The sequence below is a fragment of the Acinetobacter sp. GG23 genome (assembly GCF_057766365.1).
This window is the reverse complement of record NZ_JBYMDJ010000014.1, coordinates 35,082-52,441: the sequence shown is the minus strand read 5'-3', so window position 1 is coordinate 52,441 and position 17,360 is coordinate 35,082. Positions and strand designations below refer to the sequence as shown.

The 17,360-nt window shown below is 41.5% G+C and carries 16 protein-coding genes; 10 read left to right on the top strand and 6 right to left on the bottom strand.

Annotated features, from left to right (window positions below; genetic code table 11):
* The coding region (locus AC3CAU_RS16650) for a 4Fe-4S dicluster domain-containing protein (RefSeq protein ID WP_151023660.1) at positions 1 to 74 on the top strand (74 nt) is incomplete at its 5' end.
* Positions 75 to 190: 116 nt separating this feature from the next.
* On the opposite strand, the gene tusA is transcribed toward AC3CAU_RS16650, so the two are convergent.
* Positions 191 to 448 carry a sulfurtransferase TusA gene (gene tusA, locus AC3CAU_RS16645; RefSeq protein ID WP_131215973.1) on the bottom strand — a complete coding sequence of 86 codons (258 nt, stop codon included), beginning with the start codon at positions 446 to 448 and terminating at the stop codon, positions 191 to 193.
* 202 nt (positions 449 to 650) lie between these two features.
* On the opposite strand from tusA, the gene AC3CAU_RS16640 reads away from it, so the two are divergent.
* Positions 651 to 1,490: a CorC family transporter gene (locus tag AC3CAU_RS16640; protein WP_447053932.1), complete on the top strand. Its 840-nt coding sequence runs from the start codon at positions 651 to 653 to the stop codon at positions 1,488 to 1,490.
* Complete coding sequence (gene lnt, locus AC3CAU_RS16635; RefSeq protein ID WP_131215977.1) at positions 1,487 to 3,046, top strand: apolipoprotein N-acyltransferase; 1,560 nt, start codon at positions 1,487 to 1,489, stop codon at positions 3,044 to 3,046. The genes AC3CAU_RS16640 and lnt overlap by 4 nt, the downstream gene beginning before the upstream one ends.
* Positions 3,047 to 3,272: 226 nt before the next feature.
* Here the strand turns inward: lnt and AC3CAU_RS16630 are convergent, their stop codons facing one another.
* From AC3CAU_RS16630 to gspF, 3 genes are all read right to left on the bottom strand, one after another.
* Positions 3,273 to 3,608: a hypothetical protein gene (locus tag AC3CAU_RS16630; protein WP_131215979.1), complete on the bottom strand. Its 336-nt coding sequence runs from the start codon at positions 3,606 to 3,608 to the stop codon at positions 3,273 to 3,275.
* 282 nt (positions 3,609 to 3,890) lie between these two features.
* Positions 3,891 to 4,328 carry a type II secretion system major pseudopilin GspG gene (gene gspG, locus AC3CAU_RS16625; RefSeq protein ID WP_131215981.1) on the bottom strand — a complete coding sequence of 146 codons (438 nt, stop codon included), beginning with the start codon at positions 4,326 to 4,328 and terminating at the stop codon, positions 3,891 to 3,893.
* Between the two features lie 39 nt (positions 4,329 to 4,367).
* Positions 4,368 to 5,573 (bottom strand): type II secretion system inner membrane protein GspF, encoded by a 1,206-nt coding sequence (gspF, locus tag AC3CAU_RS16620; RefSeq protein WP_131215983.1) that lies wholly within the window; start codon positions 5,571 to 5,573, stop codon positions 4,368 to 4,370.
* Between the two features lie 152 nt (positions 5,574 to 5,725).
* Here gspF and AC3CAU_RS16615 point away from each other — a divergent pair, with 152 nt between their 5' ends.
* The 7 genes from AC3CAU_RS16615 (at position 5,726) to AC3CAU_RS16585 (ending at position 13,499) form a co-directional block, all read left to right on the top strand.
* Positions 5,726 to 7,948, top strand: coding sequence for a primosomal protein N' (locus AC3CAU_RS16615; RefSeq protein ID WP_447053931.1), 2,223 nt, complete (start codon positions 5,726 to 5,728; stop codon positions 7,946 to 7,948).
* Positions 7,949 to 8,007: 59 nt separating this feature from the next.
* Entirely contained in the window at positions 8,008 to 9,849 is a 1,842-nt protein-coding gene (locus AC3CAU_RS16610; RefSeq protein ID WP_447053930.1) for a monovalent cation:proton antiporter-2 (CPA2) family protein, read from the top strand.
* A gap of 50 nt (positions 9,850 to 9,899) precedes the next feature.
* Complete coding sequence (hslO, locus tag AC3CAU_RS16605) at positions 9,900 to 10,775, top strand: Hsp33 family molecular chaperone HslO (protein WP_447053929.1); 876 nt, start codon at positions 9,900 to 9,902, stop codon at positions 10,773 to 10,775.
* Between the two features lie 550 nt (positions 10,776 to 11,325).
* Positions 11,326 to 11,673: a DUF2147 domain-containing protein gene (locus AC3CAU_RS16600; protein ID WP_447053928.1), complete on the top strand. Its 348-nt coding sequence runs from the start codon at positions 11,326 to 11,328 to the stop codon at positions 11,671 to 11,673.
* A 142-nt stretch (positions 11,674 to 11,815) separates the two neighbouring features.
* Positions 11,816 to 12,784, top strand: coding sequence for a DnaJ C-terminal domain-containing protein (locus AC3CAU_RS16595; protein ID WP_424621302.1), 969 nt, complete (start codon positions 11,816 to 11,818; stop codon positions 12,782 to 12,784).
* Between the two features lie 10 nt (positions 12,785 to 12,794).
* Entirely contained in the window at positions 12,795 to 13,133 is a 339-nt protein-coding gene (locus tag AC3CAU_RS16590) for a chaperone modulator CbpM (RefSeq protein WP_131215995.1), read from the top strand.
* Positions 13,134 to 13,232: 99 nt separating this feature from the next.
* Positions 13,233 to 13,499 carry an HP1242/YdcH family protein gene (locus AC3CAU_RS16585; RefSeq protein ID WP_131215997.1) on the top strand — a complete coding sequence of 89 codons (267 nt, stop codon included), beginning with the start codon at positions 13,233 to 13,235 and terminating at the stop codon, positions 13,497 to 13,499.
* Positions 13,500 to 13,625: 126 nt separating this feature from the next.
* Here the strand turns inward: AC3CAU_RS16585 and AC3CAU_RS16580 are convergent, their stop codons facing one another.
* Together AC3CAU_RS16580 and pnp are read right to left on the bottom strand one after the other, a co-directional pair.
* Entirely contained in the window at positions 13,626 to 14,861 is a 1,236-nt protein-coding gene (locus tag AC3CAU_RS16580) for a magnesium transporter CorA family protein (protein WP_447053927.1), read from the bottom strand.
* A gap of 258 nt (positions 14,862 to 15,119) precedes the next feature.
* Entirely contained in the window at positions 15,120 to 17,207 is a 2,088-nt protein-coding gene (gene pnp, locus AC3CAU_RS16575) for a polyribonucleotide nucleotidyltransferase (protein ID WP_447054358.1), read from the bottom strand.
* Positions 17,208 to 17,360 lie beyond the last annotated feature (153 nt).

Sequence of the window (17,360 nt, the reverse complement as noted above, 5' to 3'; positions counted from 1 at the left end):
TCAAGGATCCCTCTCAGAACATCACCTGGGTAACGCCGGAAGGCGGTGGTGGACCTAATTACCCTAATATGTAGGGTAATCCTTGCGAGGCAGTGCCTCTCATATCCAAATATTTAATTTTTAATAAACCCCCCCCCCTTTCGAGGGGTTTTTTTATGTCATCTTAAAATGAAGACTAAAATATTCTGAATTAGCCTTTCTTGACCAAATAATGAAATTCTTTATTACCAGCTTCATCCAGCACTTCTTCTTGTAATAATAATTCATGACCCAAATGTATACAGAATTTTGGAATATCCCAAGACGTCGAATTATCCGTAGCATACACTTCCACCACATCACCCGATTTTGATTTACGAATCGCTTGATGCAACATCATTACAGGTTCAGGACAACGCAGTCCTCGTGTATTTAGCTGAATAGTGGGAGTAACAAGCGGTTCAGACATTCTTAAACTCGGTATTAAAAAATCATGGCTATTTTAACATAAACTTGAATGTCATCTTTTGCTTTCAAACGTCATCTCAAAATCACAAGAAATGATGATTCAAGCATTCATGGAATACAGCTATTTTATAGATAGACATCTATATTTTCTCGGGTATGATAAAATTTGTTTTTTTAGATATTAAGAGTCTTTAGGAAAGATCATGCACGAGGAATCAGGCCCGTCGTGGGGCATGCGCGGCTTACGTAAATGGTTAAGCACTGCACCCGAAACTCGCGACGAACTGCTAAAATTAGTACAAGATTCACGTCGTTTTTTAGAACCCGATACTGTTGCAATGCTTGAAGGCGTACTTGACCTTCCTGCGACAAAAGTCCGTGAGGTCATGACCCCACGTACATCGATGATTAGTCTACAAGAAGATGATCAGCTACTCGACATCTTGCATACCCTTGTAGAGTCTGCACATTCTCGCTTCCCGGTATTTTCATCTGACCAACCCGACAATGTGGTCGGCATTTTATTGGCCAAGGACTTACTGCCATTTTTGACAGAACCGAACAATAAAGTCGATATTCGTGCGCTTATGCGCCAGCCGATCTTTGTTCCTGAAAGTGCCCGATCCGACCAAGTCCTGCGTATGTTAAAAAATACCCAGACTCATATTGCAGTTGTGATTGATGAATATGGCACAACTTCTGGAGTAGTGACTTTAGAAGACATTTTAGAAGAAATTGTCGGTGAAATTGAAGACGAACATGATACGATCGATGAAGAGGCTCAATACATTATTCCGGATAATGACCCTCAAACGGCGAATACCTGGCTCGTTCAAGCACTTACACCAATTGAACATTTTAACAATGTTTTAGATGCTGAATTTTCTGATGATGAAGTAGAAACTGTCGGCGGTTTATTGCTTCAAGAAATTGGTTTAGTCAGCGATTTACAAGGTCAAATCATTGAACTTGAAAATTGGGAATTCACCATTGTAGAAGCAGATGCACGTACTATTCATCTGATTCGAGCTGTCCGTAAATGAGAACATACTTTGATAAGCTGTTAAATTCCTCTCAACAAAAAAATCAGCTCCCGTTTATTTATCCCTTTTTAATTTCGTTGTTTTCAGGTGCCATGTTCAGTTTTGCGCTGGCACCGTATTATTACTGGTGGCTTGCACTGCTGTCCCCGGCCTTGCTCTATGCATCACTGCGTAAACGTTCGGCAAGACAAGCCTTTGGCATTGGCTGGGCTTACGGATTTGGCTTATGGTTTGTCGGTGCATTTTGGCTCTATACCTCTATCCATGTTTATGGTGATACCAGTGCCTTTTTAAGTGTACTGATGATTGCTTTTATGGCTTTGGTGATGGGTTTATTTACGGCCTTGCAAACCTGGATTTACCGTCGATTCTTCCCGGAAACACCGCTGACTTTTGCCCCACTTTGGGTGCTGTTTGAATGGACAAAAACCTGGGTATTCACCGGTTTCCCCTGGTTATTTGTCGGCTATGCATTCACCGAACGCTTTTTGGATAGTTATGCGCCGCTATTCGGGATCTTCGGTGTATCATTTGTAGTGATAATGCTGGCCTGTGCGCTGGTTGAAATTCTGAATAGACGTGTATTCTGGATCATCCCTTCGGTGATCTTGCTGCTAGGTGCTTGGGCAGCGTCATATCTCAACTTCGTAGAAAAAAAGGATGAGAAGCCACTTTCAGTTTCCCTGATTCAAGGCAATATTCCGCAAGATTTAAAATGGCTTACAGAATATCAAGTCAAAACCTTGATGATTTACGCTAATTTAAGTCGTACAGAATGGGGACGTGACCTGATTGTTTGGCCCGAATCTTCCATTCCCATGTTCCAAACCGATATTGAACCTTTCTTGGATGCCATGAAAGTTCAGGCGGAAAAATCAGGCACAGCATGGGTCACAGGTCTTCCTTATTGGGATTTGAAAGAATCTAAATCTGAAGGCATGCCAATGTACTACAACAGTATTATGGCTATGGGTGACGCGTCTGAAGGGTTGTATAAGAAGCAGCGTCTGGTTCCATTTGGCGAATATGTGCCTTTATCTGGCTGGCTCAGTTGGGTCTTACCCGCATTACAAAATGACCCGTCAATGAGTGGTTTCTCTCGTGGTGCGCGTGACCAAAAACCATTAGATATAAAAAACCATGCTCTTGGCGCGGCTATTTGTTATGAAGTGGCTTATCCAAACCTGACGCGTCGTAATGCCAGTCAAAGCGATTACTTGGTCACTGTCTCTAATGATGCATGGTTTACCGGTACTGCGGGACCTTGGCAACATTTACAGATGGTGCAAATGCGTGCCAAAGAAAATGGACGCTGGTTTATTCGTGCCACCAATACTGGTGTAACGGCCTTTATTGATCATAACGGTCATATTGTGAAACAGGCACCGACGGATCAAACCGCAGTCCTTCGTGGCGAATTGCCTGCAATGCAAGGTAAAACCTTATATACGCGTCTGAGTGACTGGCCGATTCTTGGTTTCTCATTATTATTGCTGATTTTAGGTTGGATTTATCGTCCGCGTAAAATTGATATTTCGTTTAAGTCACGGCGTTAAGGTTTAAATTCTCTATCCTGAACGAGCTTTAAAGCATTGCTTTTAAAGCGAAGTGCAAATGAAGGCTTAGAGAGACCCTTAAAATCGCTCCTCTCTTTAATCCTCTGCCTCTGGTAGAGGAAACTCCTCCCTTTAAAAGAGGGAGGTGGAGAAGGATGAAATAATCCCTATACTTAATAAAACAAAAAACCGAGGTCAATGCCTCGGTTTTTTGTTTCAACTGATTTTATAACTGGGTAACTAAATAAGACATCATGGCTGTTAAAAACAGCATGGGGATATAACGATAAACATTGACAGCACCTTGTTCTAAAGCTGAAATCTGTTGTTGTTTTAATTTTAGTACAGTCGTTTTAAGTGCCGACCAAAAGCACAGAATAAACAGTGCGCTGAATAAACTGATAGCAAAAAAGCCCACCATAATCTGGCTACTTCCTTCTGTGGCATGCCATAAACTTAGAATACCTTGACTGATCGGAAGCAAACTCAAAATTAAAAGAACAGACTTGAGCATTGCCCAATGAAATTGGTTAATTTCATCCGATATAATTAATGCTTTCATTCCATTCTCCCCGGTAAAATCTTTACCATTCAGAACATTATGCAAGCTTTTTAATAAATGGAAAGTCTATTTTTATTCATAAACCAGTCTTATTGTAACCATCAAACATAGTAATAATTCTTATTATAAATCTCAAACAGGGATTATTATTTAAATATATTAAAATTCAATACCTTATTATATATTTTATAATTAAGATTTATTATCACTTCACTTAGTAATAAACAGTTAGATTAAGTGAAGTGATTATTCTATTAATCCAGAATAAATCATGCTTCTGAATTAAGGCTGATAATAAATATCGGCATTTGTTCCATCACCGCCTTCTTTACCATCGGCACCAAAAGAATATAAATCGAATGCACGACCTTCGGCACCGGGAATGACATATTGAATATCATTATCCCAACTGTCTTTTGGATAACCACCTTTGACATAGCCACCCTGCATCCAGTTTTTTGCTGAAGCCGGCTGATTCACCAAGGCATCTAACCCTCCATCCTGCATGGACGGATATTTACCGTTATCCAGTTTGTATTGATCTAAAGCACCCGCCACCCCTTTTAAGGTAATGGCAGATGTATCCACCTTGGCTTTTTCACCACGTCCCATAACATTGGGTACAATCAGCGCAGCCAATACGCCCAAAATCACAATCACTACCATAACTTCAATCAGGGTAAAGCCAGTCTGCTTGGCTTGATATATTTTCCCTTGCATATAACTCTCTCGCAAAAATCGTTATCTTTATAAGATGGATTAAATCATATTATTCATATTTACAATCGGCAGCATCACCGCAATCACAATCACCAGGACAATACTGGCCATTAACACCAACATTAACGGTTCAAGTAAAGCCAAGAGTGTTGAAATGAGGGTAGTGACCTCCCGATCCTGCATGATCGAGGCTCGTTCCAGCATGCGATCCAGCTCACCTGACGCTTCGCCACTTTTGATCATTTGTACCATCATCGGTGGGAAATAACCACTGCGTTCCAGTTGCGTTGCAAGGTTGCCACCTTCGGTGACTTTCTCGGCAGCCAGATTAACTGAATCACGAATCACCCAGTTATTGCTCACTGCGGCACCAATTTTAAGTGCATCCACCAATGGTACGCCCGACTGGGTCAAAATAGATAAAGTACTGGCAAAGCGTGCGGCATTTATACCACGCGATAATTTACCAAATAATGGCAACTTGAGTGTTAAACGATCAAACGCATAATGCCCGGCAGAAGTTCTTAAAAAACGCGCCAAAGCAATAAAACCAACTACACTGGCTATCAGTAAAAATGGCCATGCCACGCGAATAAAATCACTGGCCTTCATCAGTGCCACTGTAATCCAGGGCAGTGCATCTTTATTTTGGTCAAAGGTTTTGACAATATCTGGAACCACGTAGGTCATGAGGCCCATCACTATTGCAAAGGACATCAGCATCAGGATAATGGGATAAATCATTGCGCCCTGTACTTTCTTTTGCATGGCAAAGCGGTTTTCGGTGTAATCTGACAACTGATCCAGAATTAAATCCAGATGTCCGGAGCGTTCACCGGCAGCAATGGTGGCAATATATAAGTCAGGTAAACGTCCGGCTTGCTGCAAGGCATTGGCTAATGAATGCCCTTCCATGACTTTGGAACGTACTGACATCAACAAATTTTGCACATGGGCTTTTTCACTTTGCTTGCCCACGGCGCGCAGCGCTTCTTCCAAAGGAATGCCGGCAGCCACCAGAACTGAAAGCTGCCTGGTAAACAAGGCCAAATCATAAGCAGTGATTTTTTTCTGAAACCAGCGGGTGGAATTGTGCTTATCTTTTTGCTCAACAGGATCGACAGTCACAGGAATAAGTTCTTTATCTCTTAACTGTTGACGAATCTGACGTGCTGAATCTCCTTCCAACACGCCTTTTTGCTGCTTCCCTGAAGCATCAATGGCAGTAAATTGATATGCAGGCATTATGATGCTCTAATTTTCCAAAAATTGCTTCAGCGCTGTTGCGTCTGACCACCAAAATCATTCATATTCTTGGATATAAATGATTCGCTCACTCTAACATAACTCGACCTTTAGCACGACGAAATTTGATCAGGACGCTTTGACCCCAATTTATGCCAAATACACCATCGACTTCATCCGACCTTTATCGCATTCGTGTTGCAGTACCGGTCTATATTTATGACTGTTTTGATTACACTTTAACAGCTGAACAATACCAACAAACTGAAGTCGGCGCGCGTGTTCTGGTGTCATTCGGACGACAAAATCTGATCGGCATTATTGTCGAAAAATTAACCCAAAACACCCCAATTGATCCGCGTTTTAAACTTAAAGCCATTACCGAGTTGCTGGATGATGAGGCAATTTTAGATTCGAAAATCTTAAATTTACTCACTTGGTCAGCTCAATATTATCAATTTCCGATTGGTGAAGTTTTTCAGAGTGCCTTACCGACATTTTTGCGTCAGGGAAAGCCATATAATTTATTGGCGCGAATGTGGAAAGTGCTGGATTTAAATGCGGAAGCCAAAGTCACTCGCTCCGAAAAACAGCAACAAGCGTATAAAATTTTAAAACTGCATCCTCAGGGCACGACAGAAAATATTTTAAATTTAGCCGGGATTGAAACTGCAACACTCAAAGCGCTGGAAAAAAAAACCATTGTAGAATGTGTTCTGGAAAATCAGGATTTTAGCCCGCAGCCGGTGACGTTGGCGCAAATGCCGTTAACGGCGAATGAAGACCAAAAGAAAGCGGTACAACAGGTGCTGAAAGCACAAAAAAAATATCAGGCTTTTTTACTGGATGGTTTAACCGGTAGCGGCAAAACCGAAGTCTATTTACAAATCATGCAAGAAGTCCTGAAACAAGGCAAACAGGTCTTGGTTTTAGTGCCTGAAATTGGGCTTACTCCGCAAACCATCAGCCGTTTCCAGTCGCGCTTTCATGGCAATATTGTGCTGCTGCATTCAGGACTGAATGATTCAAAACGCTTACAAGCCTGGCAGGCTGCACAAACTGGCAAAGCCTCGATTATTTTAGGCACACGTTCTGCCATTTACACTCCACTACCAAATTTGGGTTTAATTATTTTAGATGAAGAACACGACCTTTCGTTTAAACAGCAAGAAGGTTTTAGATATCACGCCCGTGATGTCGCGATGTATCGTGCACATTTAGAGAACTGTCCGATTATTTTAGGTTCAGCTACACCGAGCATTGAAAGTTATGCTTTAGCAGATTCCGGAAAAATGACGCGTTTGGAGCTGAATCAGCGAGCGGGTATCGCACTGATGCCAAAGATTCATCTGATTGATTTAAAAATTGCGCAGAAGCAAAATGGGATTAGCCAAAACCTGATTGATGAAATTCAAAAACGCTTAGATAAGAAAGAACAGGTTCTGGTTTTTTTAAACCGCCGTGGGTATGCACCGGTACTGATTTGTGAAAGTTGTGCTTGGCAAGCCAAATGTCCACATTGCGACGCTAACTTTACCGTGCACCGCCAGCCTTATCAGCATTTGCATTGTCATCACTGTGGCAGCATTCACCGCATGCCCGATCATTGTCCGCAGTGCCAACATACGGAACTGAAATCGATTGGCATGGGCACGGCTAAAGTTGAAGAACACCTGCAACAGCTTTTTCCCAATTTCGATGTGATTCGCGTAGACCGAGATTCCACCAGCCGGGTCGGTAGCTGGCAAAAAATTTATGACAAGATTCAGAAAAGTGAACCGATTATTTTACTTGGCACACAAATGCTGGCCAAAGGACACCATTTCCCTTATGTCACTTTAGTGGCTATTTTGGATATTGATTCAGGCTTGCTCAGCGTGGATTTTCGTGCCACCGAACGTACTGCTCAACTAATCGTACAAGTGGCTGGTCGTGCCGGGCGCGGTGAACGCAAAGGTGAAGTCTATTTACAAACCCTGAGACCCGATCATCCCCTACTCAATACCTTAATTGACAAAGATTACCGGCATTTTGCCAAGCAGACCTTAAAAGAACGTCAAGCGGCACTGTTGCCACCTTTTCGGTATGCCGCTTTGATTCGTTGCGAATCAAAAAGTCAGGAGCAGAATCAGGATTTTTTACAACAGCATGCCCAAGCATTAATACAGATTTCTGAACATCTAATTGATATCTGGGGACCAATTCCAGCGCCGATGGAACGTAAAGCCGGGCGTTATCAGGCGCATATGGTACTGTTATCGCATGATCGTGCCCGATTGCACTTTTATATTCGTGTCTGGTGGCAAAACATGTTGCATCAAAAGCCATCAACCATGAAACTTACACTGGATATAGACCCTCAGGAATTAAGCTAAGCCAAAGTTTGTGCTTTGCTTAAATTTTTTGAAATTAGAATAAATTCTAGGACAGACCGATGTCGCTACTGTTACAAATTACGATTTTCCTTGGTGCTTCCCTACTCTTGGTTCCCTTGGCCAAGCGCTTTGGAATTGCCACTGTACTCGGCTATTTGTTTACCGGTATTTTACTTGGTCCCAGCGTCTTTAATATTGCCAGTGACCCGGAAGCGATTCAGAAACTGGCGGAATTTGGCGTTATTCTGCTGATGTTTATTATTGGACTGGAGCTGCGTCCGCAACGACTGTGGGAGATGCGTAAATCGATCTTTTTGATGGGTAGCCTGCAAGTCGGCATTACTGGCGTTATTCTTGCCAGCCTTATCTTTTTTGCCTTAAACCAGAGCCTTTCTGCCAGCTTTGTGATTGGCATGGCACTGGCACTTTCCTCTACGGCCTTTGTGTTACAGCTTTTAGCGGAAAAGCAGCAGCTGAATACCACCTTCGGGCAACAATCCTTTTCTATTCTACTATTTCAGGATATTGCTGCCATTCCCTTGCTGGCGATTATTCCCTTATTGGCCGGCACCGAATCGACCCATCATGGGGTTGCCTATTTTGCAGCAATTATTGCGACCTTTAGCGGTTTGTTTTTGTTTAGCCGCTATATGATGCGTCCGTTTTTTCGTTTCGTGGCCAAAAGTGGTGCGCATGAACTAATTACGGCAGTGGGCCTGTTTATTGTCTTGGGCGTGGTTGCACTGATGGATGTACTGGGTATTAGTACGACATTGGGAGCTTTCTTAACGGGCGTCTTGCTCGCCGACTCTGAATTCCGCCATGAACTTGAAGCCAGCATTGCGCCCTTTAAAGGACTGTTACTCGGTCTGTTCTTTATGACTGTCGGCATGACCACCCAGTTATCCCTGCTGGTGGATATGCCTTGGCTGATTATTGGTGGTGCATTCATTTTAATGCTGATCAAAAGCATTACTCTGACTGTAATTGCCCGTTATTTAAAATATTCATGGCGTAACAGTTTGCTGCTTGCCACCTGCTTATCTCAAGGGGGTGAATTTGCTTTTGTGGTGCTCAAAGTCGCCAGTAGTGAAAAAGTCATCACCCAAGCGATTCTTGAGCCTGTAACCTTGATTGTTACACTTTCCATGGTGCTCACCCCAATGCTGTACTGGCTGATCAGCAGCTGGATTATTCCTTTAATTGATAAAGAAAAACTGCCTGTTTATGATGAAATTCCAGATACGCATAACCCGATGATCATTGCCGGCTTTGGTCGTTTCGGACAGATCATTGCCCGTATTGCCCATTTACAGCATCAATCCTTTACCGCAATTGATAGCAATTTAGAAAAAGTGGACTTCGTGCGCAAGTATGGCGGTAAGGTATACTATGGTGATGCCACCCAACCTGATATCTTGCGTTCGGCAGGAATTGAACAGGCCAAAGTTTTTGTACTGGCAATTGATGATATTGAAGACTCGATGAATGTCGCACGTCATATTCGTTTAAACTATCCAAACCTGAAACTTTTAGTACGGGCACGCGATCGTCATCATGTGCATTTACTGCGTGATTTAGGGGTAGCCCATATCTGGCGTGAAACGTATTTATCTTCATTGGGAATGGCCTACCGTGCCTTGCGCGAATTGGATATCAGTGAAGAAGATGCGAATAAAAGTATTGAATTGTTCCGTGATTACGATGAAAAATTATTGCTTCAGCAACAACGGGTCTATACCGATGAACAAAAAATTTATGAAACACATCGTAATGCTTTAGCAGAGCTTGAACACTTATTTGAAAGTGATGCCCAGATTCGTCAAGAACCTACTGGCGTCAATTTACAACGCGGCTTAGCACATCAGCGTATTGATGTCACAAGAGATGATAGTAACTAGCTTGTGTTTTACAATGTAGACACCATTAACACCGGCTATTGGAGAAATTTATGTCTGAATTACGTCAACGCTTTTATATTGAGAATTGCCCGGTTCGTGGTGAAGTGGTGCATCTCGAAAAAGTTTTGCAAACCATTCTTGCTCAACGGGATTATCCTCAAGCCATAGAAGTCCTTTTAGGGGAAATGCTCAGTGCTACAGCTCTGCTCGCCAGCACTCTTAAAATTAAAGGCCGGATCAGCCTGCAAATTCAGGCAGCTGGAACATTCAAGTGGGCGATGGCAGAATGCGATCATTCGGGCCAGCTACGCGCTTCAGCAGATTACGAAGAAGATCCACGTTTCTTTCAAGCCAAAGACAGCAGTACTATTTTAACGTCTCTGGTCAATCCGGTGCTGTTTATTAATATTGAACCTGAGTTTGGTGAACGCTATCAAGGTATCATTGCCCTTGAACATCCTACATTAGCGGGTTGTTTGATGCAGTATTATGATTTATCTGCACAAATTCCGACAAAAATTCGCTTGGCCAGTACTGCAAAACAATCTGGCGGTTTACTGATTCAGCTGTTACCACGTAATAGTGAAGAAGAGCAGCACTGGGTAGATGAAGATCTCTGGCCACGTTTGACCCTGTTAACTGAAACCTTAAAGCCAGAAGAATTAACTGAGCTTGAAGCAACAGAAATTCTTTACCGTTTATATAATGAAGAAGATGTTCGCTTGCCAGAAGCCGAGCAATTAAGCTTTGGCTGTACCTGTTCTAAAGAGCGTTGTGCCAATGCATTGATTCAAATTGGGGTCGATGCGGTTCGTGAAACCTTGGAGTTTCAAAATCCAATTACCATGGACTGCCAGTTCTGTAGCACCCGCTATACCTTTACCGCCGAAGAAGCGTTTGGATTATTTGGCAAACACCTGAGCTAAAATTGGCTTCAATCGTTAAAACAAGAGTGGCAATATAGCTGCTCTTTTTTTATCAGAAAATTTAAGCTTATATTCCTGTTGTGGTTTTATCTGAAGCTTCGTAGTTGTAGTCTGGCTATTTTTGAGGAAAATCTCCCTACAGATCAAAGCAAAAAATGACAATAACCCTTTATGTCTACAATATAAAAATAATCAATTGCATTCGGAATATAGGGATGAATAAAAAATATTTTTTTGTAGATTATTGCTTGTCAACACAACTTTATTTATGCAGCAATCTTGGGCTTCACCAATAGATGAATAACCCTTGAAGACGAAATAAAATATGCGCAGACAAACTTATTAATGACCAAACAAAGAATGGAGTTTATATGGGAAGGATTATCAATGTGCCTCCTATTCCCTGTCGAACTGCAATTGATCATTAGGAAAAATATAAGGCTGCCTTAAAAAATGCACCACCGATTGTTCTCCCCCTCCTCTCAGGCATTCAACCGGACTTCAAAAATAAAGACGACCTTCTTAATGATCATGTTCTAGCTTTCAGGTCATGCCTACCAAAACAAAGCATACTGAAAGTAGTAAAAAACCCGATGATTCTTATGAAGGAATCATGGTAACCACCCGAAATGTGCGAGGGGAAACAAACAAAATGATGATCCGTTCTAACTGCCCAGGTAACTTAAAAATAAAGCCTTTCTGGATTTACCTTTTACCGGAGGGCTTTAAACAAATTCTGGATAACTCAGGTGAACTTAATCATGATCGGGTTATAGATCCTATTGATAATACTCTACAAGGCAAATTACCTCTAAGTTCGAGTGACAAACAGTTAAATGCTCAAAGCTATGTTGGGGTTTCAGTAATTGGACCTAGTGCAGCCTGGATCAGATATTGATCTTATTCAAAATTTCTAAAGGCTGCTCACTGGGAGCTTTTTTGTCATAATTTGAAACAATAAGGTACAGATCTACACTATTTCAATTTTATTAAAGGTTCAATAATGATTAAAACCTAACCAATTTTAGCTTCCTATTTTTATGCCTAAAAGTCATTATGAAGTTCTTGGCATTACGCGTAATGCCACACCCGATCAAATAAAGAAAGCCTATCGAAAATTGGCTCGAAAATATCATCCCGATGTAAGTAAAGAAGCGGATGCGGAAGAGAAGATGCAAGGCATTAATGTTGCCTACGACACTTTAAGCAATGAAGAGAAAAAAGCTGAATATGATTTTCAGCTTGACCATCCTGAAGCTTTTCATCAATCGGGGACACAGACAGGAACCGGCGGTTTTGACAATGCCCACTTCTACCGCCAAGGATTTAACCAGCAAGACCATTCAGAATTTAGTGGCTTTGAAGACCTTTTTGGACGTTTCGGTTCAGGCTTTGGTGGAGGGAATTATCAATATCAAAAGCAGCAAAGACAACAGCAGCGTAGTTATCAAGGTGAAGACCAACATGCCAGTATTGAAGTTGATGTAGCGGTTGCATACCACGGCTCAACTCAACAGATCACTTTGCAGATTCCGACTTTAAATGCTTTTGGTGAAGCTGAAGTTCAGCGCAAAACTTTACAGGTCAAAATTCCTAAAGGAATGAAAGAAGGTCAAAGTATCCGTCTTTCCGGACAAGGTCAAACGGGAATCAATGGCGGGAAAAATGGTGATCTTTATATTGAAATTCATTATAAAGATACTGAGAAAATTAGAGTGGAAGGTGCGGATATTTACTACACCATCAATGTTACACCCTGGGAAGCAGCCCTAGGACAAACTATTGAAACTTCAACACCTGAAGGGACAAAAGTTCAAGTAAATCTGCCTAAAAATGCCAAGACAGGTCAGCAACTTCGGCTAAAAGATAAAGGGATACCCAGTAAAACACCCGGTCATTTATTTCTGGTGTTAAATATCGTGTATCCAGCTGCGCAAACTGAACATGAACAGCAGGCTTATCAAGCTTTTGCAGAAGCTTTTTCAGCATTTAAGCCTCGCAATGCTTAAGGAGACAATCATGACCACTATTCATTATCGTGAAATTGTATGTGATGGGTTTAATCATGCCGAAGTCATTGATGAACATCATAGTTTTGATTTAAAGCATTTTGCTGATGCGTGTGGACAAAGTCCGGAATGGGTTTTACAACTGCTTGAATACGATATTTTAGACACCCGCCCAGAAGAACGCATTCACCAGTTCTTTGGTGATGATGTGTCTCGTGCACGTCGGGCTTATCGTTTACAACGCGACTTTGATGCCAGTCTTTCTGCGGTGGCGATGATGCTGGATTTAATTGATGAAGTCCAACATTTACGCAAGCAAGTTAGACACATGAATGTAAAAGACTTTTGATTGAGTCTTTGAAACTGAATCGTACTGCTATATAGGGGCAAGTACATAGTTGTTATTTTTATCCTGAAACCAACTTTTTTGTGAGAATAATCTAGGCTTATGAAAACCAAAGAATGCAATAAAAAAGTGAAAAAGATGTTTCCAGAGCATCAGGAACTCATCCATAAACTGCGTCATGACGATCCTCATTTTGCAAAAATATTTGAGAGTCATCAGGAACTGGATAAAGAAATTGCTCAACTTGAACTCAATCCGGTTCATCTGATCAATGATGATATTGAGTCAATGAAGCGCAAAAAACTTAAAATAAAAGACGAGATTTATAAAATACTGACGCGAAATACTCAAGTGGTTGATCCTTCTTAATTTTTAGTTTTAATGAGAAAAGACAGATCATTCCACTTAGCTGATTTTAAGTTTAAAGCAACTTATCGAGTGGCACTTAAAACAGGATTTCTTTTTATAAAAAGTAATTTATAAAAAAGCAAATCCCTATTTCAACTTGGTCATTTTTTCAACTCCTTTTATGGTTTCTTTAACAGATTGCTTAATTGGCTCATAGTCCAGGAACCAAAATAGATTCACGTGTTGATCTTTATGTTGTTGTGCCAACAGATCAATTACGCTCCGCTCCCCTCGCCCCACCAAGTGTCTGCGATAAAAATAATAAATCAGCAACACCGTGGTGATGAGCATGACGATTAACATACTCCAAAACCCGGTTGGGGATTTTAAACCTGGAATAAACTCAAAGTTCATTCCATAAACCCCGGTTAATAAAGTCAGCGGTGCAAAAATAGCGGTGATAATGGCCAGGATGCGCATATTTTCATTAGTTTGATTGGCAATGGCCGAAAAATGTAAATCTATTGCTGCTTGAATGGAAGCACGGAGACGAATCGTATGTTTTTGAATTCTTTCTACATGGCTGACCAAATCATTCATACGGACCAGCACAATGTCCTGTCGTTCAGACTTCTTCTGGCCTTTTAAATGTGGGTAATTATCGACAATTTCATCTCTTAGTTCTTGTAAAGCATCAATTTGTTCTTCACAAAGATTTTCCACTTGCTGGAAAGACATACTTTCTTGTAATAACTGATTCCACTTCGCAAACCGGCGATGACCTTGCAACAATTCCTGCTGCCAAAACTCAACCCGTCGGGTGAGTGGCACACGCAAATCCAGATAACCATCCACCATACTGTTGAGCAAGCGCAAAGATAAATCGAGTGGTGTAACTGGAAGTTTTCGTGACTTATTCTGTTCTTGAGTAGAACGGATAAAATTGGTTTCAATACGGGAAATATAATTTTCTATTGCTTTATTACCTTGCTCACGCACCGTAATCAGCACTTGAGGTGTCATGATAAAACTAATCGGTGTGGTGGCTAAACCAAAGGTGTTTTCATGCTGTTCAAGCGCCTGCTCACCCGTTTCTATTTCATCATCTGGGGTAATCAGTTTACGAAAAATAAGTAAATCATATTCATCCATAGTATCAAATGCGCAAGGATGTTCTAAATTGAGAATATCCCTGATATGAAATTCGTTTAAGCACACAAGTGTATGCTGATTTATTTCTTTTTGCCATACTTCCGCACGAGTGACCACATCAGCCCGAGTACAATCGATCCAGATAAATTCCGGTTCAGCTTCAGTGTTTAGCTGTTTTTGTACAAAAATATGATGTTCTGTCGGATGTTGATAGAAATAATAAACCTGCATTAAAACAATTCTCTATTCACAATTTTGCTTTTTTATTGTTACTCGATAGAAACCTGAGCAACTCCATCTATCGGTCTTAAAATTATGAGCTGCGCTGAAAACTTAAGCAATCAAATAACGTTTTATTTCTAGATCTCTCAATCTAAGTCAACTCTCAAAAAAAAGCCCCGAGCAAGTCAAAGTTATTCCTTTGACCAAGCTCAAGGCTTTTCATATATTTTCGTTCACATGAATTAACTCATGTGAATATTCAAGACATTAAACTTGTTCGATGTCTTTCATAGTCAATTTAATACGACCACGGTTATCTACGTCAGCAACTTGTACTTTAATTTCCTGACCTTCTGTCAATACGTCTGCAACATTGGCAATACGTTCGTTAGAAATTTGAGAAATATGAAGTAGGCCGTCAGTACCTGGCATGATGTTTACAAACGCACCGAATTCAACAATACGAATCACTTTACCTACGTAAATTGTACCTGGCTCAATTTCAGCAGTAAGTGCCTGGATTTTAGCAACCGCAGCAGCTGCAGCTGCTTTAGTTTCACCAAATACGCGAACTGTACCGTTATCTTCGATATCAATTGCAGCTTTAGTTTCTTCAGTGATTGCACGAATAGTCGCGCCACCTTTACCGATCACATCACGGATTTTATCCGGGTTGATGTTAATCACTTGGAATGTAGGCGCATGCATCGAAATTTCAGGACGAGCGCGTGAAATCACTTGGTTCATCTCGTTCAAGATGTGCATACGACCCGCATATGCTTGGTTCAATGCAGCTTCCATGATCTCTTCAGTGATACCTTCGATCTTGATATCCATTTGAAGCGCAGTAATACCGTTTGCAGAACCGGCAACTTTAAAGTCCATGTCACCTAAGTGATCTTCGTCACCCAAGATGTCAGAAAGAACAGCGAAACGTTCGCCTTCTTTCACTAGACCCATTGCGATACCCGCAACTGGTGCTTTAAGTGGAACACCTGCATCCATAAGTGATAATGAAGCACCACAAACAGAAGCCATTGACGATGAACCGTTAGATTCAGTGATGTCAGATACAATACGGATCACGTATGGGAAGCGGTCAGCAGGTGGAAGCACAGCTTGGACACCACGGCGCGCCAAACGACCATGACCGATTTCACGACGTTTAGGACCAGATTCACGACCCGTTTCACCTACAGAGTATGCAGGGAAGTTGTAGTGCAACATGAAGTTGTCAGTTTTAGTGCCTGACAATGTATCTACCATCAATGCATCACGTGTATTACCCAAAGTCGTTGTTACCAACGCTTGAGTTTCACCGCGTGTGAACAATGCTGAACCGTGTGCACGACCCAATACGCCCACTTGAACATCAATAGCACGAACAGTTTTTGTGTCACGACCATCAATACGTGGCTTACCAGACAAGATGTTGTCACGTACTGTACGGTATTTTAAGTCTTCAAATAATTCATTTACTTCGTCAGCAATACCAGTTTCGTCATTTTCTGGAACGAACTGAGCAACAGCTTCAGCATAAAGTGCATCAAGTGCCGCATAACGGTCTTGTTTAACTGCAATTGTGTAGGCTTCAGAAATTTTTGCTTCGAATGCATCTTTTAATTGACCAAGAAGCGTTTCATTTTTAACTGGAGTAACCCAAGTTGATTCAACCGCACCCGCAGCTGCAGCAAATTCTTTAATCGCTTGAATCGCGATTTGCATTTCGTCATGACCGAAAAGTACAGCACCCAGCATTTGGTCTTCTGAAAGTTCTTTCGCTTCAGATTCAACCATCAATACTGCAGATTCAGTACCCGCAACAACCAAATCAAGATCAGATTCTTTCAATTGTTCGTTGTTTGGGTTAAGAATGTATTCGCCGTTGATTAGACCAACACGCGCGCCCGCGATTGGACCACGGAATGGAACACCTGCAATCGACATTGCAGCTGAAGTACCGAGCATTGCAGCAATGTCGGCATCCATGGTTTTGTCAGAAGAAATAACAGTCGCTGTTACTTGAATTTCGTTATAAAAACCTTCTGGGAACAATGGACGAATTGGACGGTCAATCAAACGTGAAATTAAAGTTTCAGCTTCAGACTGACGACCTTCACGCTTACCATAACCCCCTGGGATACGACCGGCAGCATATTGTTTTTCTTGATAGTTAACAGTAAGTGGGAAGAAATCCTGACCTGCTTTTGCTTTTGGTTGTGCGACAACAGCAACAAGTACCGTTACGCCGCCCATAGTAATGACAACTGTGTTGGCTTGACGTGCAACACGACCAGTTTCAAGTACAACTTGGTGTTGACCGAACTGAAATTCTTTACGAATAATATTAAACATCGACATGTATTTATATTTCCTAGTTCTTGTGAACAACTATTCTAGTGGAGACCCCTAAGGTTTGGCATTCACATTACTCAGCTGTAAGTATAAATGACAAAGCTTAGAAGCCGACCTCACCAGATTTTCAAAACACTAATTTAAGACACAAAG

Coding starts and splice junctions, on each gene's coding strand:
- tusA (WP_131215973.1), bottom strand. CDS start 448: ATGTCTGAACCGCTTGTTACTCCCACTATTCAGCTAAATACACGAGGA.
- AC3CAU_RS16640 (WP_447053932.1), top strand. CDS start 651: ATGCACGAGGAATCAGGCCCGTCGTGGGGCATGCGCGGCTTACGTAAA.
- lnt (WP_131215977.1), top strand. CDS start 1,487: ATGAGAACATACTTTGATAAGCTGTTAAATTCCTCTCAACAAAAAAAT.
- AC3CAU_RS16630 (WP_131215979.1), bottom strand. CDS start 3,608: ATGAAAGCATTAATTATATCGGATGAAATTAACCAATTTCATTGGGCA.
- gspG (WP_131215981.1), bottom strand. CDS start 4,328: ATGCAAGGGAAAATATATCAAGCCAAGCAGACTGGCTTTACCCTGATT.
- gspF (WP_131215983.1), bottom strand. CDS start 5,573: ATGCCTGCATATCAATTTACTGCCATTGATGCTTCAGGGAAGCAGCAA.
- AC3CAU_RS16615 (WP_447053931.1), top strand. CDS start 5,726: ATGCCAAATACACCATCGACTTCATCCGACCTTTATCGCATTCGTGTT.
- AC3CAU_RS16610 (WP_447053930.1), top strand. CDS start 8,008: ATGTCGCTACTGTTACAAATTACGATTTTCCTTGGTGCTTCCCTACTC.
- hslO (WP_447053929.1), top strand. CDS start 9,900: ATGTCTGAATTACGTCAACGCTTTTATATTGAGAATTGCCCGGTTCGT.
- AC3CAU_RS16600 (WP_447053928.1), top strand. CDS start 11,326: ATGCCTACCAAAACAAAGCATACTGAAAGTAGTAAAAAACCCGATGAT.
- AC3CAU_RS16595 (WP_424621302.1), top strand. CDS start 11,816: ATGCCTAAAAGTCATTATGAAGTTCTTGGCATTACGCGTAATGCCACA.
- AC3CAU_RS16590 (WP_131215995.1), top strand. CDS start 12,795: ATGACCACTATTCATTATCGTGAAATTGTATGTGATGGGTTTAATCAT.
- AC3CAU_RS16585 (WP_131215997.1), top strand. CDS start 13,233: ATGAAAACCAAAGAATGCAATAAAAAAGTGAAAAAGATGTTTCCAGAG.
- AC3CAU_RS16580 (WP_447053927.1), bottom strand. CDS start 14,861: ATGCAGGTTTATTATTTCTATCAACATCCGACAGAACATCATATTTTT.
- pnp (WP_447054358.1), bottom strand. CDS start 17,207: ATGTTTAATATTATTCGTAAAGAATTTCAGTTCGGTCAACACCAAGTT.